Annotated in this window: 22 protein-coding genes and 1 pseudogene; 12 read left to right on the forward strand and 11 right to left on the reverse strand. The window is 59.6% G+C overall.

From position 1 onward, the window contains the following. Positions 1 to 121 precede the first annotated feature (121 nt). Positions 122 to 568, reverse strand: a complete 447-nt coding sequence (locus ACIQAL_RS24900; RefSeq protein ID WP_166595652.1) for a response regulator — start codon at positions 566 to 568, stop codon at positions 122 to 124. Positions 569 to 794: 226 nt separating this feature from the next. Between ACIQAL_RS24900 and ACIQAL_RS24905 the strand changes: the two genes are divergently transcribed. From ACIQAL_RS24905 to ACIQAL_RS24940, 8 genes are all read left to right on the forward strand, one after another. Beyond that, on the forward strand, positions 795 to 2,729 hold the full coding sequence (locus ACIQAL_RS24905; RefSeq protein ID WP_401150224.1) for a putative nucleotidyltransferase substrate binding domain-containing protein: 1,935 nt from the start codon (positions 795 to 797) through the stop codon (positions 2,727 to 2,729). A gap of 10 nt (positions 2,730 to 2,739) precedes the next feature. Beyond that, a complete protein-coding gene (locus tag ACIQAL_RS24910) occupies positions 2,740 to 3,459 on the forward strand; it encodes a PolC-type DNA polymerase III (protein WP_401150226.1) in 720 nt (239 codons plus the stop codon). 266 nt (positions 3,460 to 3,725) lie between these two features. Further along, the gene (locus ACIQAL_RS24915) at positions 3,726 to 4,244 is read left to right on the forward strand and encodes an RNA polymerase sigma factor (RefSeq protein WP_401150227.1); all 519 of its coding nucleotides are present in this window, start codon (positions 3,726 to 3,728) and stop codon (positions 4,242 to 4,244) included. Between the two features lie 2 nt (positions 4,245 to 4,246). Beyond that, positions 4,247 to 5,230 carry a FecR family protein gene (locus ACIQAL_RS24920; protein WP_401150400.1) on the forward strand — a complete coding sequence of 328 codons (984 nt, stop codon included), beginning with the start codon at positions 4,247 to 4,249 and terminating at the stop codon, positions 5,228 to 5,230. Between the two features lie 340 nt (positions 5,231 to 5,570). After that, entirely contained in the window at positions 5,571 to 8,006 is a 2,436-nt protein-coding gene (locus ACIQAL_RS24925; RefSeq protein WP_401150228.1) for a TonB-dependent siderophore receptor, read from the forward strand. Positions 8,007 to 8,090: 84 nt separating this feature from the next. Next, positions 8,091 to 9,224 (forward strand): PepSY-associated TM helix domain-containing protein, encoded by a 1,134-nt coding sequence (locus tag ACIQAL_RS24930; protein ID WP_401150230.1) that lies wholly within the window; start codon positions 8,091 to 8,093, stop codon positions 9,222 to 9,224. Next, on the forward strand, positions 9,221 to 9,412 hold the full coding sequence (locus tag ACIQAL_RS24935) for a hypothetical protein (protein WP_401150232.1): 192 nt from the start codon (positions 9,221 to 9,223) through the stop codon (positions 9,410 to 9,412). The genes ACIQAL_RS24930 and ACIQAL_RS24935 overlap by 4 nt, the downstream gene beginning before the upstream one ends. Positions 9,413 to 9,510: 98 nt before the next feature. Further along, on the forward strand, positions 9,511 to 10,125 hold the full coding sequence (locus tag ACIQAL_RS24940; RefSeq protein WP_401150402.1) for a glutathione S-transferase family protein: 615 nt from the start codon (positions 9,511 to 9,513) through the stop codon (positions 10,123 to 10,125). Between the two features lie 196 nt (positions 10,126 to 10,321). Here ACIQAL_RS24940 and creD read toward each other — a convergent pair whose 3' ends face one another. From creD to ACIQAL_RS24960, 4 genes are all read right to left on the reverse strand, one after another. Further along, positions 10,322 to 11,695, reverse strand: coding sequence for a cell envelope integrity protein CreD (creD, locus tag ACIQAL_RS24945; RefSeq protein WP_401150233.1), 1,374 nt, complete (start codon positions 11,693 to 11,695; stop codon positions 10,322 to 10,324). 87 nt (positions 11,696 to 11,782) lie between these two features. Further along, positions 11,783 to 13,198 carry a two-component system sensor histidine kinase CreC gene (creC, locus tag ACIQAL_RS24950; RefSeq protein ID WP_401150234.1) on the reverse strand — a complete coding sequence of 472 codons (1,416 nt, stop codon included), beginning with the start codon at positions 13,196 to 13,198 and terminating at the stop codon, positions 11,783 to 11,785. Further along, positions 13,198 to 13,881 carry a two-component system response regulator CreB gene (gene creB / locus ACIQAL_RS24955; RefSeq protein WP_401150236.1) on the reverse strand — a complete coding sequence of 228 codons (684 nt, stop codon included), beginning with the start codon at positions 13,879 to 13,881 and terminating at the stop codon, positions 13,198 to 13,200. Before creB ends, creC begins: the two co-directional genes overlap by 1 nt. 76 nt (positions 13,882 to 13,957) lie before the next feature. After that, entirely contained in the window at positions 13,958 to 14,458 is a 501-nt protein-coding gene (locus ACIQAL_RS24960; RefSeq protein ID WP_166595662.1) for an ATP-dependent zinc protease, read from the reverse strand. A 194-nt stretch (positions 14,459 to 14,652) separates the two neighbouring features. Between ACIQAL_RS24960 and ACIQAL_RS24965 the strand changes: the two genes are divergently transcribed. Continuing rightward, positions 14,653 to 15,546, forward strand: a complete 894-nt coding sequence (locus ACIQAL_RS24965) for an acyltransferase (RefSeq protein ID WP_401150237.1) — start codon at positions 14,653 to 14,655, stop codon at positions 15,544 to 15,546. A gap of 223 nt (positions 15,547 to 15,769) precedes the next feature. Here the strand turns inward: ACIQAL_RS24965 and ACIQAL_RS24970 are convergent, their stop codons facing one another. After that, the gene (locus ACIQAL_RS24970) at positions 15,770 to 16,318 is read right to left on the reverse strand and encodes a DUF2780 domain-containing protein (RefSeq protein WP_401150404.1); all 549 of its coding nucleotides are present in this window, start codon (positions 16,316 to 16,318) and stop codon (positions 15,770 to 15,772) included. Between the two features lie 243 nt (positions 16,319 to 16,561). On the opposite strand from ACIQAL_RS24970, the gene ACIQAL_RS24975 reads away from it, so the two are divergent. Next, positions 16,562 to 17,200 carry a sigma-70 family RNA polymerase sigma factor gene (locus ACIQAL_RS24975; protein WP_401150239.1) on the forward strand — a complete coding sequence of 213 codons (639 nt, stop codon included), beginning with the start codon at positions 16,562 to 16,564 and terminating at the stop codon, positions 17,198 to 17,200. After that, the gene (locus ACIQAL_RS24980; protein WP_401150241.1) at positions 17,197 to 17,871 is read left to right on the forward strand and encodes an anti-sigma factor domain-containing protein; all 675 of its coding nucleotides are present in this window, start codon (positions 17,197 to 17,199) and stop codon (positions 17,869 to 17,871) included. Before ACIQAL_RS24975 ends, ACIQAL_RS24980 begins: the two co-directional genes overlap by 4 nt. Positions 17,872 to 17,878: 7 nt before the next feature. Here ACIQAL_RS24980 and ACIQAL_RS24985 read toward each other — a convergent pair whose 3' ends face one another. Together ACIQAL_RS24985 and ACIQAL_RS24990 are read right to left on the reverse strand one after the other, a co-directional pair. Continuing rightward, positions 17,879 to 18,529, reverse strand: a complete 651-nt coding sequence (locus tag ACIQAL_RS24985; protein WP_401150242.1) for a DUF1190 domain-containing protein — start codon at positions 18,527 to 18,529, stop codon at positions 17,879 to 17,881. A 191-nt stretch (positions 18,530 to 18,720) separates the two neighbouring features. Beyond that, positions 18,721 to 18,837 (reverse strand): annotated as a pseudogene (locus ACIQAL_RS24990) (glutathionylspermidine synthase family protein); the annotation flags it as partial. Positions 18,838 to 19,027: 190 nt separating this feature from the next. Between ACIQAL_RS24990 and ACIQAL_RS24995 the strand changes: the two are divergent. Continuing rightward, positions 19,028 to 19,390, forward strand: coding sequence for a hypothetical protein (locus ACIQAL_RS24995; protein WP_401150243.1), 363 nt, complete (start codon positions 19,028 to 19,030; stop codon positions 19,388 to 19,390). Between the two features lie 48 nt (positions 19,391 to 19,438). On the opposite strand, the gene fdhA is transcribed toward ACIQAL_RS24995, so the two are convergent. From fdhA to ACIQAL_RS25010, 3 genes are all read right to left on the reverse strand, one after another. After that, positions 19,439 to 20,638 carry a formaldehyde dehydrogenase, glutathione-independent gene (gene fdhA, locus ACIQAL_RS25000; protein ID WP_401150245.1) on the reverse strand — a complete coding sequence of 400 codons (1,200 nt, stop codon included), beginning with the start codon at positions 20,636 to 20,638 and terminating at the stop codon, positions 19,439 to 19,441. A 232-nt stretch (positions 20,639 to 20,870) separates the two neighbouring features. Continuing rightward, positions 20,871 to 21,728, reverse strand: a complete 858-nt coding sequence (purU, locus tag ACIQAL_RS25005; RefSeq protein WP_401150246.1) for a formyltetrahydrofolate deformylase — start codon at positions 21,726 to 21,728, stop codon at positions 20,871 to 20,873. Between the two features lie 414 nt (positions 21,729 to 22,142). Then, on the reverse strand, positions 22,143 to 22,775 hold the full coding sequence (locus tag ACIQAL_RS25010) for a sarcosine oxidase subunit gamma (protein WP_401150248.1): 633 nt from the start codon (positions 22,773 to 22,775) through the stop codon (positions 22,143 to 22,145). Positions 22,776 to 22,864: the final 89 nt, after the last annotated feature.

The following is a 22,864-nucleotide window of genomic DNA, read 5'->3' on the forward strand; positions in this document are numbered from 1 at the left end:
CCGGTACATCCGAAACATCTCCATCGAATGTGAAATTGCTTCGCGATGAATTCGCTCCCACCGAGTCCGGCAGCACCTCAATACTTGAGTCGTTCGCGCCTACAGAGGGAACTCTGCACCTTCACGACATCCCCAATTCCCGCTTCACCAGCCTCAACAGCTGTTTGGTATTGATCGGCTTGAGCAGGAAATCCACCACGCTCAAATGCATGGCATCGATGGCATCGCGCACGTGGGCATCGCCCGAGACGATGATGATCGGCAGCGCGGCGCGGTCGGAATCCCTGACCTGTCGAATCAGATCCAGCCCGTCGCACGGCGCCATCCGCAGATCGGTGATCAGCAGCGCAATGGACGGTCGGGTTTGCAGCAGGTGCATGGCGCTGGTCCCGCCTGCGGCGGTAATGCAGCTGATGTCATTGAGGCTGAGGATCTCGGCAAGAATTTCCCGAGCATCCTTGTCGTCATCGACGATCAATACCCGTTGTGGCGATTGTGATGGCGGCGCCATCATGACCTCATTGAGGGCTTCGCGCTCTTCATCACTCAAAATGTCGTGATCGAACATACCCGTCTCATTTTCCCGTCGACTTCATTCTGACAGCGCAAACAGACTGAATACGCTGCGCACTTTGTCGGCTTCATGCCTGGCCATTTCGGCCACCTGCGTGATGCGGTTTTACACCACGCTCCCTCGCACTCCAACGCCTTTTATGCGACCTAAGACTTACGTCCAATGGGCACTGCCCGATAAGCGGTCGACCATGGAGCCATAAAAACAAGCGGTATCGGTCATGAGCAAAGCGGACGCTTTCACCCAGGCAGGCAAGACAGCCGTGCTGCAGAACATTCACGGCACGATGCAGTTCCTGCAAAAATTCCCGCCATTCAATCAGATGGAAAGCGCCCACCTTGCCTATCTGGTGGAACAGTGCCAGCTGCGTTTCTACGCTACGGATGAGAGCATCATCAAGCCTGGCGATGGGCCAGTAGAGCACTTCTATATCGTCAAACAGGGTCGCGTCGTCGGGGAACGCCCTCATTCCGCGAAGGGCGGCACCGAAACCACCTTTGAAATCACCACCGGCGAATGTTTCCCCCTCGCCGCCCTGCTGGGCGAACGGGCCACGCGCACCGAGCATCTGGCGGCCGAAGACACGTTCTGCCTGCAACTGAACAAACAGGCTTTCATCAAACTCTTCGCGCTCTCCAGCGTCTTTCGAGATTTTGCGTTGCGGGGCGTCAGCAGCTTGCTTGAACAGGTGAATCAGCAAGTAAAGCAGAAGGCCGTGGAAACACTCGGCACGCAATACTCGTTGAACACCCGCCTGGGCGAATTGGCGATGCGTCACCCCGTAACCTGCTCGCCGGACACCCCGCTGCGCGAAGCCGTGAAGCAGATGGACGAACAACAGGTCGGCAGCATCGTGATCGTCGATGAAGACAAAGCGCCCTTGGGAATTTTCACGCTGCGCGACTTGCGCCAGGTGGTCGCCGACGTGAACGCTGACTTCGGCGGGCCGATCCGTCACAGCATGATCCAGGCGCCCTTCTACTTAAGTCCCGACGCCAGCGCCTTCGACGCCGCCATTGCCATGACCGAGCGGCACATTGCCCATGTGTGTCTGGTCAAGGATCAGCGCCTGTGCGGCGTGGTCTCCGAGCGCGATTTGTTCTCCCTGCAACGGGTGGACCTGGTGCATTTGGCGCGGACCATTCGCAGCGCCCCGCGTATCGATTCGCTGAGCAACATGCGCGGCGACATCGTGCAACTCGTGGATCGCATGCTGGCCCACGGCGCCTCGTCGACACAGATCACCCAGATCATCACGCTGCTCAACGACCACATGGTCTGTCGGGTCATCGAGCTGACGCTGGAAGAAAAAGGCGACCCCGGCGTGCCGTTCAGTTGGCTGTGTTTCGGCAGCGAAGGCCGCCGCGAACAGACGCTGTACACCGATCAGGACAACGGCATTCTGTTCGAAGCCAAGGACGCCGCCGAAGCCGCTGAAATGCGCGGGCGCCTGCTGCCGATTGCCGAACGCATCAACCAGAGTCTTGCGCTGTGCGGCTTCGCGCTGTGCAAGGGCGGGATCATGGCCAGCAACCCGGAGCTTTGCCTGTCGCGGGTCGAATGGGCGCGGCGGTTTGGCGCGTTCATTCGCGAGGCAACGCCGGAAAACCTGCTGTCTTCCAGCATTTATTTCGACCTACGGGTGGTCTGGGGCGACGAAAGCGGTGGCGAGCAATTGCGCCAGAGCATTCTGGCTCAAGTGGCCGACAACAAACTCTTCCAGCGTATGCTGGCCGACAACGCGTTGCGCCAGCGGCCTCCAGTCGGGCGCTTCAAGGATTTCGTCGTGGCGCGCAAAGGCAGCGAAAAAGACACGCTCGACCTCAAGACCCAAGGCCTGACGCCCTTCGTCGACGGCGCACGGCTGCTGGCGTTGGCGAACGGCATCGCCGCCAACAACACCCTTGAACGGCTGCGCCAACTGGTCACGAAGGAAGTGATCGACCCGCTGGACGGCGCGGCGTATGAAGAGGCCTATCACTTCATTCAGCAAACCCGCATGCAGCAGCACCAACAGCAGAGCCGACAAAACCTGCCGTATTCAAACCGGATCGACCCGGATGTGCTCAATCATCTGGATCGTCGCATCCTGCGCGAGTCGTTCCGCCAGGCACAGCGCCTGCAATCCAGTCTGACCCTGCGTTACCAACTCTAAGCGACGTGCCATGAACCTGTTCCAGTGGCTCAAGCCACCCAAACGCAACAAGGCGCCTGATCTCACTGCCGAACAGAAAGAGCGGTTGAGCAACCTCCCCCGAGCTGCTGCGCTGAGTGCAGATTCGCTGCGCGCACAACGCTGGGTAGTGATGGACCTTGAGACCAGCGGCCTGAACATGAGCCGCGACGAAGTGCTGTCGATTGGCGCGGTGGTGATCGAAGACGGCGCCATCGACCTGGGTCAGCAATTCGAGCGCACCCTGCTGCGCCCCGATCACAAACTCAGTCCCAGCGTGTTGATCCACGGTTTGGGGCCGAGTGCGATTGCGGCGGGCAGCGAGCCGGTCGAAGCACTGCTGGATTTCATGGACTTCGTGGGAGACAGCCCGATGCTGGCGTTTCATGCGCCCTTCGACCAGCACATGCTCGGGCGTGCATTAAAAGAAAGCCTTGGCTACAAACTGCAGCACCCGTTTTTAGACGTGGCGGACATCGCACCCCTGCTTTGTCCCCAAGCCTGTTTGCGGCAGGCGGGGCTGGACGACTGGACCGGCTTTTTCGGACTGCATGCCGAGGAGCGCCATCACGCCAGTGCCGACGCGCTCGTCACGGCCGAACTGGCGCTGATCCTGATGAGCCATGCGCGACGGCAGGAAATGGACAGTCCATTGCTGCTTGAGCAAGGTCTGGCGAAATGGCGGCGTCGGCAGCAGTCGCACTCTTTTTGAGTGAGAACACGTCGCCTGGCTGCACAGATGCTTCTCTGTGGGAGCGAATTCATTCGCGAAAGATGTTTCAGACGATAGAGAAGGTCGGACTGTACCACCGCCTCGCGAATGAATTCGCTCCTACAGTTCGTTTCGCACATTCTCTCTCGCCATTTCCTACAGCAACCGTTCAGCCCAATCCGATCGGCGCCAATTGCCAGCACCGACGCGCTCTGACACAATCGCGAATAATTCTCGTTAGTTACTTTGTTCTCTTCGGTGCGTACGTGTCGTCACTCCAAAGTCCTCAACATCAGCTTGTCGGAACGCTCTATCGCGACCATCGCAGCTGGTTGCTGGCCTGGCTGAAGCGCAACGTTGCCTGCCCGCACCGTGCCGAGGACTTGAGCCAGGACACCTTCATTCGCCTGCTGGGGCGCGAGCAACTGGAAGCGCCACGCGAGCCCCGGGCGTTTCTCGTGCAGGTCGCCAAGGGTCTGCTGTTCGATTACTTCCGGCGTGCAGCGCTGGAACAGGCCTACCTCAATGAGTTGATGCTGATTCCCGAAGCCGAATACCCTTCGCTCGAAGAGCAGCAACTGATCCTCGAGGACCTCAAAGCCATCGACTACATGCTCGGCAAGCTGTCGAGCAAGGCGCGGGCCGCATTTCTCTATAACCGTCTGGACGGCCTGAGCCACGCCGAAATTGCTGAGAAAGTTGGCGTCTCCATCCCTCGCGTCCGGCAGTACCTCGCTCAAGGCATGCGTCAGTGCTATGTCGCACTTTATGGCGAGCCGACATGAGCATTTCGACGCGCCCGGTTTCATCGCACGTGCTGGACGCCGCCATCGCCTGGCAGCTTTGCCTGGACTGCGGACAAGGCAGCGAGGCCGAGCGTGAAGAGTTCGCCAAGTGGTACGCCGCCAGCGAAGAACACGCCCGGGCATGGTCGCAACTGGGCATGCTCGATCAGCGATTCGTACGCACTACCGGCCCTGCCCGTTCGGCGCTGCTGCGCTCCCGCGAAGGCTTTGGCCGACAAATGCGTAAAGTCGGGCGCGGAGTGGCAGGTTTTGCCCTGGCCCTGGGGTTGACCCTGTTTCTGGGCGACCGCTTTTTGCCGATGAATTACTGGCTGGCGGATCAACGCACGGCCACCGGTGAGCAACGCACCATTCGACTGTCGGACAACACCCTCATTCGTCTCAATACCCACAGCGCTCTTGATGTGAAGTTCGACGCCAAACAGCGTCGGGTCATTCTTCAAGAGGGCGAAATCTTCGTCGAAACCGGCAGCCACGAAGACCCGCGGCCGTTTATCGTTGAAACCGACGAAGGCCAGATGCGGGCGCTGGGTACGAAATTTCTGGTCAAGCGCCGGGACGACGGCACCTTGGTGAGCGTGCTGCAATCCGCCGTGGCGGCTCATCCCCAGGCGTCCGACAACGAGATGATTTTGCGTGAGGGTCAGCAAATGCTGATCCAGCGCCACAGCCTGGGGCCGATGATCGCGATTGCGCCCGGTGCAGACGCGTGGATGCGCGGCATGCTCGTGGTGGACAACGCCGCGCTCAAGGACGTCATCGCGGAGATTGGCCGATACAGGGCAGGTTTTTTGAGCGTGGCGCCGGAAGTAGCTGATTTGAGAATCACCGGCAGCTTCCCGCTGAACGACACCGACCTCGCCCTGAAGGCCCTGATGCCCACCCTGCCCGTGGCCATCGAAGCGCGCACGCACTGGTGGGTGACGGTGGTGGCCAACGATGCCAAACAGACGCGGAAGCTTTGAAACATACGGAAGCGTTTCTACCGAAGGCGTGGGATTGATGCACGGTTAAAGCGTTTGATTCTGGCCGAAGGCCGTAGGAGCTGGCTTGCCTGCGATCTGCCGGGCACCGGCAGCAAACCCTGCAAATGCGGGGTGTCAGGCTGAACCGGGTTGCATGATTTTGCTGCCGCAATGCGTCAGATCGCAGGCAAGCCAGCTCCTACGGCCTCCGGCCAGAAGCCACCCGTTCGACCAAATCATGCCAAATTGTAAATCTAAATTATTTTCGATTCGGCCCTATCACTTTTGTGATCTCGTGCGGCACATAGGCATTGAGAACAATTCCACTCAGGAGCCGCCCATGTCCCGCACGCTTCAAACCCTTCTGCGACCGAGCCTGTTGGCTGTCGCCGTTGCTCTGACCGTTCCGTTGGCAAGCACGCACGTCATGGCCGCCTCGCAGGCGTCCAGCGTTCGTCCGTACAACCTGCCTGCGGCGTCGCTGTCCACGACACTGACCCAGATTGCCAGCCAGGCGGGCGTCGCGCTGTCGCTGGACCCGTCGCTGGCAGCGGGTCGCACGTCGGCGCCGGTTCAGGGTCAGTTCGATGCGCCGGGCGCCATGGCCCAGGCGTTGCGTGGCACGGGCCTGCAACTGAGCCAGACGTCAGCGGGCACGTACAGCGTGATCGCCGCGCCAGAAGGCGTGATGGCGCTTCCGGAAACCAGCATTCAAGGTCGCCAGGACGGATTTGAAAGCGCATGGGGTCCGGCTGAGGGTTATGCCGCCACTCGCACCGCTGCGGGCACCAAAACGGATACCGCGCTGGCCGAAGCACCGCGTTCTATCTCCGTTGCCACGCGCCAGCAAATGCAGGACCGCGCCGTTCAAAACCTCGACGACGCCGTGCGCTACATGCCGGGTGTGGTCGCCAGCAGCTACGGCAGTGACAGCCGCGCCGAATGGCTGAAGATCCGTGGCTTCGAACCGACTCAGTTCCTTGATGGCCTGCCGCTGCCGAAAGGTGCCTACGTCATGCCGAAAATGGAAACCTGGGACCTGGAACGCGTTGCCGTGCTGCGCGGCCCGGCGTCCTCGGTCTACGGCCAGACCCCGCCCGGCGGGATGATCGACATGGTCAGCCGTCGCCCACAAGCCGAAGCCAGCCATGAAATCCAGGCTCAGGTCGGCAGCTACAACCGCAAGCAGATCAGCTTCGACAGCACCGGCAAAATCGACGACGCGGACACGTTCGAATACCGCGTCAGTGGGGTGGTTCGCGACAGCGGCACGACCGTCGATCACATCGACGACAAGCGCTACAACATCGCGCCGAGCCTGACCTGGAACATCAACCCGGACACCAAGCTGACCTTCCTCAGCCAGTTCAACCGTGATGATACCGGCAGCACCAGCCAGTTCCTGCCGATCCAGGGCACCAAGTACCCGTCGGCCGCCGGTCATGTGAAATACCACGAAAACCTGGGCGATCCCCACTGGGAAAACTACGACAAAACCTATTACGCACTGGGTTATGCCTTCGAAACGCGCCTGAACGACGTCTGGCAGTTCAAGCAAAACCTGCGCTACACCAAGAGTGACCTGACATTCCACACCATCACGGCAGGAGGTTACTTCGGCTCCGTTTCAGATGACGGAACGGTGCAGCGTGGCGCCAACGTCGTGAACGAGGACATGAGCCAGTTCGCCCTCGACAACAATTTCCAGGCCGACTTCGATACCGGCGCGATCAAGCACACCGTGTTGCTGGGTGCCGACTATCAGCGCATCAATCACAACTACAAGTGGCTGTACGGCAGCGCGCCGACCAGCAATATCGCTCGCCCGATCTATGGTCAGGATTTCAGCAACGTCGCCTACACAGCGTTCCAGAACTACAACCAGAAGACCGATGACTTCGGAGTGTACGTTCAGGACCAGATGGCTCTGGATAACTGGCGCCTGACCCTCGGGGGTCGACAAGATTTGCTCAAGACCGACAGCACGTTCTACAACACCAATCAGTCAGACGACCGCACCGACAGCGCCTTCACCGGCAACGCGGCACTGAGCTATGTCTTCGATTCGGGCTTTACTCCTTACGTTTCCTACGCCGAATCGTTCCAGGCGGAACAAGGTGGCGCCAATGGCAACGCCTTCAAGCCGGGCACTGGCAAGCAGTACGAAGCAGGGATCAAGTACCAGCCTCCGGGCACCGACCTGCTGTTCACAGCCGCTGCTTACGACCTGACCCGTCGCGATATCGTGCTGAGCGACACACTGGGCGTGCAGCGTCCTCTGGGTGAAGCGAAAGTGCGCGGTTTTGAACTGGAAGCCGTCGGTAACGTCACCGACAACCTGAAAGTGACCGCGTCGTACACCTACGCCAACAGCAAGATGACCAAAGTCACCGACCCGCTGGACAAGAACCGTCCCCTGCCGCTGACGCCTGAAAACGCCGCTTCCATCTGGGGGGACTACACCTGGCACACCGGCCTGCTCGACGGCTTCGGTCTAGGCTTCGGTGCACGCTACATCGGCGAAACCGACAACATTGCCATTGGCAGCTACGGCTTCGTTGCTGACTCGAACTACGGTCACAGCAATGCGTACACCGTCTATGACGCGGCCGTTCACTACGACCTCGGTCGCATGAACAACTCCCTCAAAGGCGTGAGCGTCTCGGTGAACGCGAATAACGTGTTCGACAAGGAATACATTTCCACGTGCGACGGCTTCTACTGCTACTTCGGTGATCGCCGTAGCGTGCTCGCAAGCGTGGACTACAAATGGTAATCGTTTAAACTCTCGAAACCTGTAAAACAAGGGCCGCTCGCAACAGCGGCCCTTTTGCTTTCGCTTAAACCCGGTACCCGCACCATGAAGAGCCAAACCATCCGCCGCTGGTCGTTCATCCACACGTGGAGCAGCCTGATTTGCACGCTGTTTCTGCTGATGTTGTCGATCACCGGCCTGCCGCTGGTGTTTCATCATGAGATCGATCACCTGCTCGGCGATGCCCCTGAAATCAAGGAAATGCCCGCCGATACGCCGCGCATGGACCTCCAGCAACTGGTAAAAGCCGCCGAAGCCCATCGCCCTGGCGAGGTCGTCCAATACTTCGGCTGGGACGAAGACGAGCCCAACGGCATCTATGCGTACATGGGCAAGACAGCGGGCGGCGACCCCAACGATACCCATACCTTCATGCTCGACGCCCGCACCGGCGAAGCGGTTGAAACACCGTCAGCCAACGGCGGTTTCATGATGGTGATGCTGCGTTTGCATGTGGACATGTACGCCGGGCTGCCCGGAAAGTTGCTGCTGGCCTTCATGGGGCTGCTTTTTGTATTAGCGATTATTTCAGGCGTGGTGCTGTATGCGCCGTTCATGCGACGGCTGGATTTCGCCACGGTGCGTCCAAACAAATCGACCCGCGTACGCTGGCTCGATCTACACAACCTCATTGGTGTGGTGACTCTGACCTGGGCCTCCGTGGTCGGCATCACCGGCGTGCTCAACGCCTGCGCAGACCTGGTGATCGCGCAATGGCGCAACGACTCACTCGCCGCGATGGTCGCACCCTACAAGGACGCCCCGCCGCTGACTGACCGCGCACCCGCCACGCGCTTGCTGGACATCGCCAAGACCACGGTGCCGGGCGCCGAGCCTTCGTTTATCGCGTTTCCCGGCTCGCGCTTTTCCAGCGAGCACCACTACTCGGTGTTCATGAAGGGCGACACGCACCTGACCTCGCACTTGCTGACACCCGTGCTGATCGACGCGAAACACCTGACCGTCACGGCCATCGTCAGCAGCCCGTGGTACATGGACGCGCTACTGCTGTCGCAACCGCTGCACTTCGGCGATTACGGCGGCATGCCGATGAAAATCCTGTGGGGCGTGCTGGATGTGCTGACCATCATCGTGCTGGGCAGCGGCGTGTACCTGTGGTGGGTGCGGCGTCGGGCAGCGTCGACCGCCAGCATTCGTCAGGCAGTGGAGGCAGCATGACCCGGCATAGGAAGCATTCGGGGTTCTGGAAGACTTTCGCCAAACCGACATGGATCGCCGCGCTCACCGGCGCCGGCCTGTTCGCCGCGCTGCTGGGTGATGGCGCGTGGGACGTGCTGTCATGGGTCGGCATGGGCATTCCGGCCTGGTTAAGCCTCAAGGGATTGATGGTGCGGCGACGGGCTTGACTGCCGATCCAGCGAAACCCGGTCGAACATTGCGCGGGGCACTGGCCCTGACTAGTCTTAGGGCCAGTTCGCTCAGAGGAATATTCATGTCCCCCAGCATGACGCTGTATTTCAACCCGGCCTCGCCGTTCTCGCGCAAGGTGCTGATTCTGCTTCACGAAACGGGACAGACAGGGAGAGTCCACCTCAAGCCGGTCAATGTCACGCCCGTCAATCCCAATCCCGAGGTGTGTCACGACAACCCTTCCGGCAAAATCCCCGCGCTGGTCCTCGCCGACGACAACGTCATCCACGACAGCCGGGTCATCCTCGATTATCTGGACCATCAACACGTCGGTAACCCGCTGATCCCCCGCGAAGGCCCGTCGCGCTGGCGACGGTTGACACTGGCGTCACTGGCCGACGCTATTCTCGACGCTGCTGTATTGATCCGCTACGAGACCTTTCTTCGCCCCGAGGAAAAACAGTGGAATGACTGGCTCGAAAACCAGAGCGAAAAAATCGCCCGATCGCTTTCCTATTTCGAAACCGAAGCGGTGACTGAGCTGAATGCGCGTTTCGACATCGCGTCGATCAGCCTCGCCAGCGGGTTGGGCTATCTGGACTTCCGCCAGCCCGACCTGGGCTGGCGCAGCACCTATCCCCGCCTGGCCAGCTGGTATTACGAGGTCAGCCAGCGACCCTCGATGCTGGAGACCCAGCCACCCGCTTAGTCTTTCTGCAGCTCAAGCGGACTCTGTGGGAGTGAATTCATTCGCGAAGAAAGGTTGGGTCCACGCAAACCCGCCAGTTGTGCCCGCCTCTCGCGTTTACATTCGCCCCCACAGATATCCAGCGTCAGCCAACGACCGATTTCCCTGGACAGCCCACGGCCCATCCGCTGATCCTCCCGCAACCCTAGCCAGTGACTCATTGGGCGACCTCCAAGGAGGCTACGACGGGTTTGGCCGGTCGCTGGGCGATGGCGTACCAATCAAGTTTGCGGGTCAGCACCATGAACACCACCAACAAACCGAACAGCAGCAACGAACCCATCAGCAGTGCGTAATCCTCGGCGCTGAGCAACCCATAAAGCAGCGCGTACAACGTGCCCAGTCCAATGCCGAACCCCGTCCCATGCGCCACGCTACCCAGCACGTGGGAGACATAAAAGCTGATGAGCGCGACGCAGACCGTTGCTGAGATCAGATAGGCGAGTCCAAAGCCGATGTGCTCCGACAGCGACAACAGCAGCAGGTAAAACAGCGCAAGCGCCGCACCGACCAGGGCGTATTGAACCGGGTGCACGGCCAGCCCCTTGAGCACTTCGAACAGCAGGAAACCTGCAAACGTCAGCGCGATGAACAGCAGCGCGTATTTGATCGAACGATCCGCCTTGAGGTATTGATCGACCGGCGAGATGAAACTGACGCCAAAACTGCGGGCCTTGAGTTCGTTGCAGATTTCCGACGCCGAGCAGCGATTGAGAATGTCCTGCACGTTGGTTGAGAAGAATGAGGTTTCCCAAGTGGCATTGAAATTCGTGTCGGACACGTTGCGAGCGGTGGGTAGGTAGTTGCCGATGAAGCTGGGGTGCGGCCAGTCCGCTGAAAGAACCACGTGGCTGGACTTGCCGACCGGCGTGACCTGAAGCTGCCCGGTGCCTTGCAGGCGCAGGTCGAATGTGAACTTCAGCGTCGTCTTTTCAGCGCCGTCTTCCGTTGGCAGCATGACCCTGACTCCCTCGCCAAGCAGCGGGACATCGGTGCCGGGCACGAAATCGAATGTCTTGCCGTCAAGGTTGAGCTTCAGATCATTTTCGATGCCACGAATATCGCTGATACCCACCGCCAGGAACGGCTCGTCGAAATGGTAATTCTTGTATTCGTCGCCTAACCCGAAACGTTCAGGCAAAACGAAATTGCCCGCGATCGTGTTAGTCGCATGGTAGAGCCGCGCCTCGTAAATACCCCGAGCGCGCACCTCGGTCTGCACATTGCCGTCGAGGGTGAATTGATCGGGAAGGAAATACAGCCGCCCTCGTTCTTCGACGGGCTCTTCGTAACGCTGTTGGGTGACCGCGCTGTAGCGAGAGACCTGAACGGTCCTGCGATACGGCACGATCAGCAGCGGCCCCGTCAGCTGTTGGCTGTAGCTGGAACTGCGGGCAATGTCGTCGATCACCCCGTCGCGTCGATTCTGGCGGTCTCCGATGATCCCGTTGATCATCATCAGCGGGATCAACAAGAGCAGCATCAGCAGCCCGATCATCCCCAGTTTGTACAACGACACGCCTTTGTTCATGTGACTCTCCCGGTTTTCGATAGGAAGAGTGTGAGAAGCCCGTGTGGAGGAATGATGGGGTGAATGTGGAGTTTGTGTGGAGATCGACTACAGAAGAACGCTGACCAGAACGCCGCCTTCAACATTTCCAATGTGCAGTTCACCGCCGTGCAGCTGCACCACTTCCTCAACGAAATTGAGTCCAAGCCCCGTGCTTTTACGGCCGCTGTCAGGCCTTGGCAGTGAATAAAAGCGCTCACTCAAGCGAGGCAGTGCGTAGTCGGGAATGGCTTCGGCGCTGTTGAACAGACTAACGCGCAGCCGCCCACCTTCTCGCTCGGCGGAGAAGCGCAATAACCCCTCGCCCGGAGTGAAGTCCAGCGCGTTCTCCACCAGATTGGCGAACGCCTGACGTAACAGAAAACGTTCGCCCGTGACGCTGACGTCCGGCGCAATCGATTGCTCGATCTTCAGCCGTTTGCGCTCAATGCGCCCACTTTGGGCCGCGAGAACGTCATCGATCAATTCCGCAACAGGTACGCTGACAGACTCTTCCAGCGCCTGGCGTTGCTCGACCATCGCCAGGTTCAGGAGTCGCTCGATCAACTGCTGCATCCGTGCGCTCTCGTTGTCGATGTTGCCAACGAAGCGCTGGCGTTGGTCGGACGGCATGTCTTCGTGGAGCAATTCCGCTGCCCCACGAATGGCCGCCAACGGGCTTTTCAGCTCGTGAGTCAGCGTGTGTACATACCGCTCGACGTAGGCCTTGCCCTCAAGCTGTGTGCGCATGTGCTCCACCGCGTGTGAAAGTTGCGCCAGCTCACCGCCCCGGTAATGCGGCAGCTCGGCGCGTCGCCCTTCACTCACGGCCTGCGCGTAGCTCGTCAGCCGACGTAAGGAGTGGCTCAGCCAACCCGACAGCAGCGCGGCGAATAACAGCCCCAACACCACCAGCCCGGCGCCGTACCAGAGCAAGCGTCGCTCGGTCCGGTCCACATAGGGTTGCAGCGAGCTGTTGGGTTTGGCGACGGTCACGACGCCGATGATCTGGCCGCCGTCACGAATCGGCGCGCCGACGTGCATCACGGACGAGTCCGGATTGTGTGGATCGAGGCGCGTCGAACGCGCGCCGTACTCGCCTCGCAAGGTCAGGTAAACGTCGTTCCAGCGCGAGTAATCCTGCCCCATCGCTTCGCCGCTGGAGTCGAGCAGCACGATGCCTTTGGCGTCGGTCACATAGACTCGGTTGTTGACCTGATTCTTCGGCAATCCCCAGATCGTCGCGCCGGGCTGACGCAGACCGTAGGCCTTCAACACCTCGGGGAAATGGCTCTGGCTCAAAGTGCCGTTCTTGACGTCCTCACGCAGCACTTCGGCCAACAGGTTGGCAGTGTCGACCAACGTTTCTTCCGTGGACTGGCGAACGCCGGGGCGCACTTCCTTCATGACGGTGCTGAGCACGAAATAGCCGGTGAGGCCGATGAACAGCGCGTAGACCAGGAAGATCCGGATGCCCAGGCGCATCAGCTACGGTCCGGGCTATAGCTGTACCCCAAGCCACGATGGGTCTGGATCGGCTCCGCATCGGGCGCAATCATGCGCAGTTTGGCGCGCACGCTCTTGATGTGGCTGTCGATGCTGCGCTCATAGCCCGCATCGCTCGGCACGCCTACCGCGTCGAGCAATTGCTCGCGACTGAATACCCGCTGGGGTTGTTCCAGCAAGCACTGCAACAGCCGAAATTCGTGACGTGTGAGGCTCAGTGGTTGGCCGCGATAGGTGATGAGCACGCGATCCGCGTCGATCAAAAAATGACCACTAATTGCGGCCGAGGGTTCGGGGCGTGGCGCCATACGTTTGAGGATGGTCCTGACTCGCACCGTGACTTCCCGGGGGCTGAAAGGCTTGACGACGTAGTCGTCCGCGCCGATTTCGAGCCCCACTACCCGGTCGATTTCGCCATCGCGAGCACTCAGAAACATCACCGGTACTTCGGTGAAACGGCGCAGTTGCTTGCAGGTTTCGAAGCCGCTGATATCGGGCAAACCGATGTCGAGGATAACCAGATCGGCAGGTGTCGCACGCTGATACTCGACGGCCGCCAGTCCCAACGTCAGCCACGTGGTGGTGAAACCCTCGCCCTGCAAGGCATAGACGAGGGTATCGGCGATGGCGGCTTCATCTTCGACAATCAGAATGTGGGGCATGGCATCCGAGCACTTGGCATAAAGCCGGAACGGTGCCGGATATCAGGTCCGCACGTCAATCGGCGCTACGGCTCCATCAGCACTCGGGCTTGTCGGCGGTGTAGCGACGGGCCGGGTTCACGGCCGCGCCGAATTCACGCAGGGCCTTGGCGCCAATCAGCAACGGGTAGTTGAAATGGCTGCGGTCCACCAGGTTCACCTCGACGGTGCGCTTGACGTTGCCGAGGCACAGCTCCAGATCCACCACCGGGCGTTTGGTGGGATCGACCGGCTCGTCGTCATCATCGCCATCGGACCGGCCTTTGATGCGGCTGATGCGCGACACCTTGTGTTCGTAGACCTTGTTATCAGCGTCTTTGGTGGCCAGACGGAAGCGCACCCAGTCATCGCCATCACGCTTGAACAGCTCAATGTCCTTGGCCGACAACGAGGCAGTGAGCGCGCCGGTGTCCATCTTGGCCTTGAAGGTTTCGCCGAATTCCGAAACCTGAATGTACTCGTAGCGACCGTACAACGTCGGTTCGGCGGCCATGACAGGCAACGCCAGCAGAGACAGAAGCGCCAGAAGGGATTTCACGTAACAGGTTCCTCGCAATGGGTGGGCGTTGCACGAGCCCGATTTTAGACCGCAACTTTGGGGTTCGTTCGCTTACAAAGAAAGAAGTCAGGCTATAGATAACCGAGTGAAACATTTGTCAGCGCTGGCCGGATTTGGCTACCTGAACCAAGCTGCTTATCATGCCCCCCCCTGCCCTCGACCCTGAGTGATTTATGCGTCACCTGCTCACCGGAATTGCTGTCACGCTGCTGCTTCTGCTCAACACCCTTGTGCTGTTCGGGCCATTAATGGTCTTCGCGCTGCTGAAACTGGTGTTCCAGAGCGAAATGCGCGACCGCTGCTCATGGGCGGTGATGTGGATCGCAGAGACGTGGGCCGAGGTCAATAAGCTGATCTTCAAGCTGTGCATTCCGACGCGCTGGGAGATCAACGGCGACAAAGGCCTGCGAGACGATACGTCGTATCTGGTGATCAGCAATCATCAATCGTGGGTCGACATTCCTGCGTTGGTTCAGGCGTTGAATCGCCGGACGCCGTTCTTCAAATTCTTTCTCAAGAAAGAGCTGGTCTGGGTGCCGTTTCTCGGTCTCGCGTGGTGGGCGCTCGACTACCCGTTCATGAAACGCTACACCAAAGCGTTTCTGGCGAAGAACCCCGAGCTGAAAGGCAAAGATCTGGAAATCACCAAAGAAGCCTGCGAGCTGTACAAACGCCAGCCCGTCACCATCGTGAATTACCTGGAAGGCACGCGTTTCACACCCGCCAAACACGCGGAACAGGCGTCGCCCCATTCCTACCTGCTCCGCCCCAAGGCCGGTGGCGTGGCCTTCGTGCTGGCCGCTATGGGTGAACAGCTGGACGCCGTGCTGGACGTCACCGTCGTGTACCCCGGCGACCGCATTCCCGGTTTTTGGGACTTGATCTCAGGGCAAGTGCCAAAGGTCATCATCGACATCAAAACCCGCGAACTCGACCCGGCGCTTTGGCGAGGCGATTACGAAAACGACCCGGTGTTTCGCGAATACGTGCAGGACTGGGTGAACCGGCTGTGGACCGAGAAAAATGCGAGGATTGCCGAGTTGCGTGGGGATCGATCACAGGGTTGAAGGTCGATAGAAATTTACCGAACCCACCACCCGATCGCGATTGAATTCGCGCCTACAGAAGTCTGTGCAACGGAGGAATGAAGGGCTGCCGCTGGCTTAACTGTGGGAGCGAATTCATTCGCGAAAGAAGGGTCAGGCGACAAAGGCGTGCCGCCTGTACCGATGATCCCGACTACGTGAGCCCCATATATCCGGCCCTAGAGGCCCGGTGGAGTGGATGCAACTACTTCGCCCCCCACACCCCACCCAACGCCGACAGCGCCGAGCCGCTTGCGCCTTGCTGACCCAGGTATTGCAGGATCACCGGGACGAACTGGCCGACCATGTTGCCGTCCATGCCCAGTGCGCCGAAGGCTTTGGTCACGTCGCCCATGCTTTGCACGTTGCCCAGTGCGTTGTTGACGGCCGATTGGCTGCCGGAGTTGCCGAGCATGCCGCCCAACCCGCCGAGGCTGCCGAGTGCAGACGTGCCGGCGAGTTGATCAAGGCCGGGGACGGACTGGCTCAGTTGCGAGTAGTCATTGCCAGAGAGCTTGTTCTTGGCCAGCCCCAGCAGTGCGCCGGTGCCGCCGACGGCTTGCTGCGGGGTGACATTCAGTTGGGTGCCGAGGGTGTTGAGCAGTCCGGCGGCCTCAGGGGCTGCGGTGGCTTTTTGTTGGCCGCCGGTGACGTTGGAAACAGCGTTAGCGGCGTCGTTCAGGTTGAAGGCGAAAACCGGGGTCGCCGCCAGTGCCATCAGCGTCGCCAGAACAGCGCCGCGTGCGTTTTTCAGTGAAACGTTCATTGAGCCAACCTCACATGCAAAAGAACCGGCCGGGGCCGGCGTAACTCCGCGTTGGACCGCTGCCCCGATGGAAGTTCAAACCCGCCAGAATCCGCAGAGCCTGCGAAATATCTGCGTTTGCCGTGCATCCAGTTGATCCACCGCGACGTATCCCCTGCATGGACGAAAACGCGCGCATTGTCCTGCCCGATGGGCGGTGGCGCTCCCGATTCCTTTTCGCGAGTAAAAACGGTGAATGGAACTGCGGCTCAACCTGGACTAATCTGCCAGCATTCTGGCCACCTGCGTGGCCGCCGCCGAACCCATGCCGGGAGCACGCTTATCTCTTCTGTCGACGCCGATGAACTCCGGCAACTGCTGGCGCAATGCTCGCTGGGCAATCGCCGGGCGTTCGAAACCCTGTACCGCAAGGTGTCCGGCCAATTGTTCGCAGTGGCGTTGCGTTGCATGGGCCATCGCGATCAGGCCGAGGATGTGTTGCAGGAAGCCTTCGTGCGGATCTGGAACAGCGCTTCGCAATACGAGCCGAATCTCTCGGCGCCGATGACCTGGATGGTCAGCATCACGCGCAACAAGGCCATCGACCAACTGCGCAAGCACCGAGAGGACCCGCTGACCGACGAGCAGGCGCAAGCCCTGTTCGATCAGGCGCCATCAGCCCATGAGCAGATGGAAAGCCTGCGCGATGCCACGGCGCTGCGTCGCTGCCTCGACACCTTGGAAGGCATGCAGCGCCAGTCGATTATCACCGCGTATTTTCACGGCGCGTCCCACGGCGATCTGGTCACGCAACTCGCCGCGCCGCTGGGCACGGTCAAATCGTGGATTCGCCGAGGCATGGAGCGTCTGCGCAGGTGCCTTGAATCATGAATTACCTTCAGCCTGAATTGCGCCGTGCCCTCGCCGCCGACTACGCCATCGGTCTTATGCCCTCGACTGCCCGCAGGCGCTTCGAAAGCCTGCTGCTGGACGATCCTAATCTGCGCGCTGAAGTCGCTCAGTGGCAGGAAAGCCTGATCGGGCTGACGACGGAGTTGCGGCCAGAACCGGTGCCTGATCGCGTGTGGCAACAGATCGTCGCGCGCATAGAGCCGCAGCGTCTGCACGTGCCGGAAAAACGCTCGTTCTGGAGTTGGATGCGCGTGGCCGCTGTCGCCTGCTCGCTGTTGGTCGCGATCATCGTGGGCGTGATCTATACCCGCGACAAACCGGACTTCAACGCCACACTGGTGGCCAACGACCAACAGCCGGCCCTGACCGTTCAGGCGTTCGAGCGCTATCTGAAAGTCGAGCCAGTGGCCGTAGCCTCGGTCGATCCGGGCCGCAGTCTGGAGCTGTGGGCGATTCCGCTGGATGGCGTGCCTGTCTCGCTGGGCGTGATTCCCGACGACGGCAAAGGACGCGTGGACTTGAGCGATGCTCAGCGCAAGTTGCTGAGCGGGAAAACGACGATGGCGATTACGCTGGAGCCGAAAGGGGGCTCGCCGTCAGGCAAGCCGACAGGACCGATTCTGTACAAAGGCCAGTTGGCGTCGCTGTAAGCGCGGCTCAGGGAATCGCAACGTCAATCAGGCGTTGCGGCTCGAAAAACCGCGCCAACTGACGGGTCCATAACACCGAACCCGACTGGACTGGCGGGCGTTTGCTGAAGGCGTTGGCGAAGCGCTCGCCATTGCGCAGTTTTTCTCGCAGGCTCGTCAGGCGAGCGCCGCCCTGATGATCACGCTCCCAGTACAGCGGCTCACTGAAGTAACGCACCCGTGTCGCAGGTTCCGGTGCCTCACCGACCCCTTGCAATCTCTGTGACCACGATTGACTGACGTTAGCGAACGGTTCATGCCCTTTGGTGGGCGGCAATTGCGCCTGAGTGATCAGGGAGAAGCCCGAAAGCCAAGGCGTCCACAGACGTGACACGCCACCGACAAAACATTCCCCCGGAACGAAATCGGCCTCACAGCTGGCTTCGTCGTGATAAGCCGGTGCGATTCGAACGTGCTGACGGTAGGCGGAGCGATAGCCGGATTGGCAAATCTGCGCAGGCATACCGGCCCACTGGCAGGCATTGGCGTTTTCGAAGAAGACCACAGAGGAAATCCAGCGCGGCGCTTGCGCGTCTGAATCCGCCTTGGCCAACACGGCGGGCACAGCAATCAACCCGATGCCAATCCCCACGAGAAACCCCGCTTTCAACGCCCCCATCGACATGCTGTACCCGCACCCAAAAAAACCGGGCAGACAAATAGCACGCGATCACACCTCTAGAAACAAGCGGGAATAGAAATCAAAAATTCCCCAGGCAATCACAGAAACACCTTACATCGCCCAAGGCTTCGCCCTACGCCAGACGTAAAAAAGGCGACCCGAAGGTCGCCCTGTTCAGTCATCCGCAATCATCGAATGACGTGGGGCAGAAAGCGGCTGGTGTCTTTGGTAATCAACGAATCATCCTCGCGAATGCCGATCCCGGCAGGCTGATCACCAATCATCCAGCTGCCGATGACGGTGTAATGGCCGAAAACAGACAATCCTCTCAGGATATTTCAATCGATCAACAAATTTTTCGCTGCCGCTTATCTGCCGCGATGACCGAACTCTCTGTTACTTCGAATCAATCCTAAAACTGCTATTTCTACCAGTATTCAGTTCAGCACGCAGTTTGCAGAATAAGCGCTCTCCCAGATTACGGAGTATTCAGTCATGCGAAATGAAATGATTTCGGTCGTATTGACGAGCTTGCTATTGGCGACTAGCGCTCATGCGGACACATCAGTTTGCCCAAAGGCGGAGGACATTAAAGCATCCGCATTCAAAAGTCCGGATGCAACTATCCCGGAGCCTTACAACGAAGGCTTCAAATATGAAGCGGCGTCTTCAACCGGAAAAAAATGGGAAGGTGAAACGTTGGCATCGACAGACAGCTTTCTTGAAAAAGAGTACGAGTTGAAACCAGTGGCCATGGACGAACAGGGGACGAAGATCGTTTGTAGTTATGGAGGAAAATCGGTTCAACGAGGGACGACGACATCCAAGCCCTACTTGAAGATGACCTTGGACAAATAAATCAAAAGGCGACCCGAAGGTCGCCTTTTCATTCTCTGCCGCCTTGGCTTACGCCGCGCTAAACAGCTTGTGCGGGTCGATCACGAATTTCTTCGGAACGCCTGCGTCGAACTCGCCGTAACCGCGTGGCGCGTCATCGAGGCTGATGACTTGCACACCCACCACTTCAGCGATGTTGATGCGGTCCCACATGATGGCTTGCATCAGCTGACGGTTGTACTTCATGACCGGGGTCTGACCGGTGTGGAAGCTATGGGATTTCGCCCAGCCCAGACCAAAGCGAATGCTCAGGCTGCCCATTTTCGCGGCGGCATCGACAGCGCCCGGATCATCAGTGACGTACAGGCCAGGAATACCGATCTTGCCCGCAACGCGCACGACGCCCATCAGGGAGTTGAGCACGGTGGCCGGCGCTTCTTCCTTGACGCCCGCGTGACCATGACCACGAGCCTCGAAGCCCACGGCATCGACGGCGCAGTCCACTTCAGGCTCGCCCAGCAATGCGGCGATCTGTTCGTGCAGCGGGGTGTCGGTGGACAGGTCAGCGATTTCGAAGCCCTGAGCCTTGGCGTGCGCCAGACGAACAGGGTTCACGTCACCGACGATCACGACCGCCGCGCCCAGCAGACGCGCCGAAGCCGCCGCCGCCAGACCGACAGGACCGGCACCGGCGATGTACACCGAGCTGCCTGGGCCTACACCAGCAGTGACAGCGCCGTGGTAGCCAGTCGGCAGAATGTCGGAGAGGCAGGTCAGGTCACGGATTTTTTCCATGGCCTTGTCGCGATCAGGAAGCTTGAGCAGGTTGAAGTCAGCGTATGGCACGAGGACGTATTCGGCTTGGCCGCCGGTCCAGTCGCCCATGTCGACGTAGCCGTAAGCACCACCCGGACGGCCCGGGTTGACGGTCAGGCACACGCCGGTGTGTTGCTCTTTGCAGGAGCGGCACAGGCCGCACGCCACGTTGAAAGGAACGGAAACCAGATCGCCGATCTTCAGGTTTTCGACGCCAGCGCCCTTTTCGACCACTTCACCCGTGATCTCATGGCCCAGCACCAGACCAACCTGGGCAGTTGTACGGCCGCGAACCATGTGTTGGTCGGAGCCACAGATGTTGGTGGATACCACGCGCAGGATGACACCGTGCTCGATCTTCTTCCCACGCGGGTCCTGCATTTTGGGATAGTCGATCTTCTGTACTTCGACCTTGCCTGCGCCGAGATACACCACACCACGATTACCAGACATGCTTTCACCTCGCTGAATTGTTGTTATGGATACAGCTGTGTCGCGGATAACTGCGTTGCTTGGGTGTTGCTGCAACGCAATAGTTGCTCTGGGTGATTCGTTTGAAAATATTCGCGTCCATCTGGAGGAACGCTTGTCCCTGTAGGAGCAAATTCATTCGCGAGAGGCCCGTACATCCCCTGCATCTCTATCGGTTGTACTCCCGCATCGCGAATGAATTCGCTCCTACAGGTTAGAGGACGACTGTCCTGTTGGCGTTGAGGAACACACGCCGTTCAATGTGATAACCCACCGCTCGCGCCAGGGTCAGGCCTTCGATGTCACGGCCCTTGGCGATCAGGTCCTCGGGGTAGTGACTGTGGTCCACCACCTCGACGCCTTGGGCGATGATCGGACCTTCGTCCAGATCGTTGTTGATGTAATGCGCCGTCGCGCCGACCAGCTTCACGCCTTTGTTGTAGGCCTGGTGATACGGCTTGGCGCCTTTGAAGCCCGGCAGCAGCGAGTGGTGAATGTTGATCGCCTTGCCATCGAGCTTGCGGCACAACTCCGGCGACAGCACCTGCATGTAACGCGCAAGCACCACCAGCTCGGCGCCGGATTCCTCGATCACCTGCCAGACCTTGGCTTCCTGCGCAGGCTTGTCGTTGGGATCAAGTGGGAAATGGTAGTAGGGAATGTCGTGCCAGCGCGCCAGTGGTTCGAGATCGGGGTGGTTGGAGACCATGGCGACCACGTCCATCGACAGCTGATTGATGCGCTGACGGTAGAGCAAGTCGTTGAGGCAATGATCGGCCTTGGAAACCATGATCACCACTTTTGGGCGGTAATTCGGCGCAGTCAGCTCGAAATTCATGCCAAAGGCTTCGGCACGTTCGGTCAGGCCCGCGCGAAAAGATGCCTCGTCGAAGCCGTCGGGCTGACGGAATTCAACGCGAATGAAAAAGCGGCTGGACAGCCGGTCATCGAACGAATGGTGCTCAGTCACGTAGCAGCCCTGCTCGAACAGAAAGCGCGTCACCGCATCCACCGTGCCCAGTACGCTGGGGCAGTCGGCGGTCAGAATCCAGGTATCGGGGGCGCGGCTCATGGGGTGTTGCTCCTGTTTGAATCGTTCGGTTGACGCTGTGTTGCGTACTGCAGATGCTTCGGTTCTGCCAGATTAATCGTGTTCGCCAGACTTACTGCCGCTTCGCGACAGATCGCAGGCAAGCCAGCTCCTACGGCCTTCGGCCAGAATCAAAAGCTCGCCTTACCCCATGGTCTCGCTTCTGCCGCAGGCGTGGGAGCTGGCTTGCCTGCGATCGGCTGCGCAGCAGTCGCGAATCGAATACCCCGTTATGTCTGTCACACCGAGGTATCGGTTTTACTGCCGCTTCGCGACAGATCGCAGGCAAGCCAGCTCCTACGGCCTTCGGCCAGAATCAAAAGCTTGCGATCCCGCGTCTGCTGACAGCTCCCAAGGCCTCCGGCCAGAATCAGACGGAGCCGTGTTTTGAATCTCTTAAGCAGCGATCCCGAGACCGTACTCGGCGCTCGCGTCCTGCAACCACAACCACCAGTAATCGGAGAAGCTGCGACGGATCAGCAGTTCCCAGGTCTCTTCGCCCGTACGACGGATCACCAATTGCGACTTGGCGAACACCGTGCCGACGGCCTTGCCGACCGGGAAGTTGCTTGGGTGTACATCGTAGCTGGTGGATTTCATCAGCACGTCGCGCACGTTCGGGCCGGTCAGCTCCAGAATGGATTGGCCGCCGGACACGTTGACCACCTGAATGTGCAGGCCAGCCAGCGCTTCACGCAGTTTCTGCTCGACAGCGAACTCTTCGCCGGTCGGGACGATCAGCAGCCACTCATCCGGGCCCATCCACTGGATCGAACTGTCGCCGCTGGAAACCAGCGTCAACGCGGCAGGCAGTTCCATGCCCAGCGCTTTGTGAACACCCGCAGCGAAGGCCGGATCATGGGCATCGCCACGAATGGTCAGGTGGCCCAGCAGTTTTTTCTCGCGCAGCACCACACCCGGGTTGGTGCGGCCTTTGCTGACCAAGCTTTTCAGGTCGGCGTGAAACAGAGGCGACTCGACTTTAGCGTCGGTCGTTGGCCGCTGTTGGTAAACGTTGGCTGTGGTCATAGAGCACCTGTCTTGAATTCTGTTGTTACACCAGACGAAACATCTGCGGTGCGGCTATTGCGAATGAATTCGCTCCCACGGGACACCGC

Source organism: Pseudomonas sp. NPDC088368, assembly GCF_044753445.1.
Taxonomy (GTDB): Bacteria; Pseudomonadota; Gammaproteobacteria; order Pseudomonadales; family Pseudomonadaceae; genus Aquipseudomonas; species Aquipseudomonas bambusae.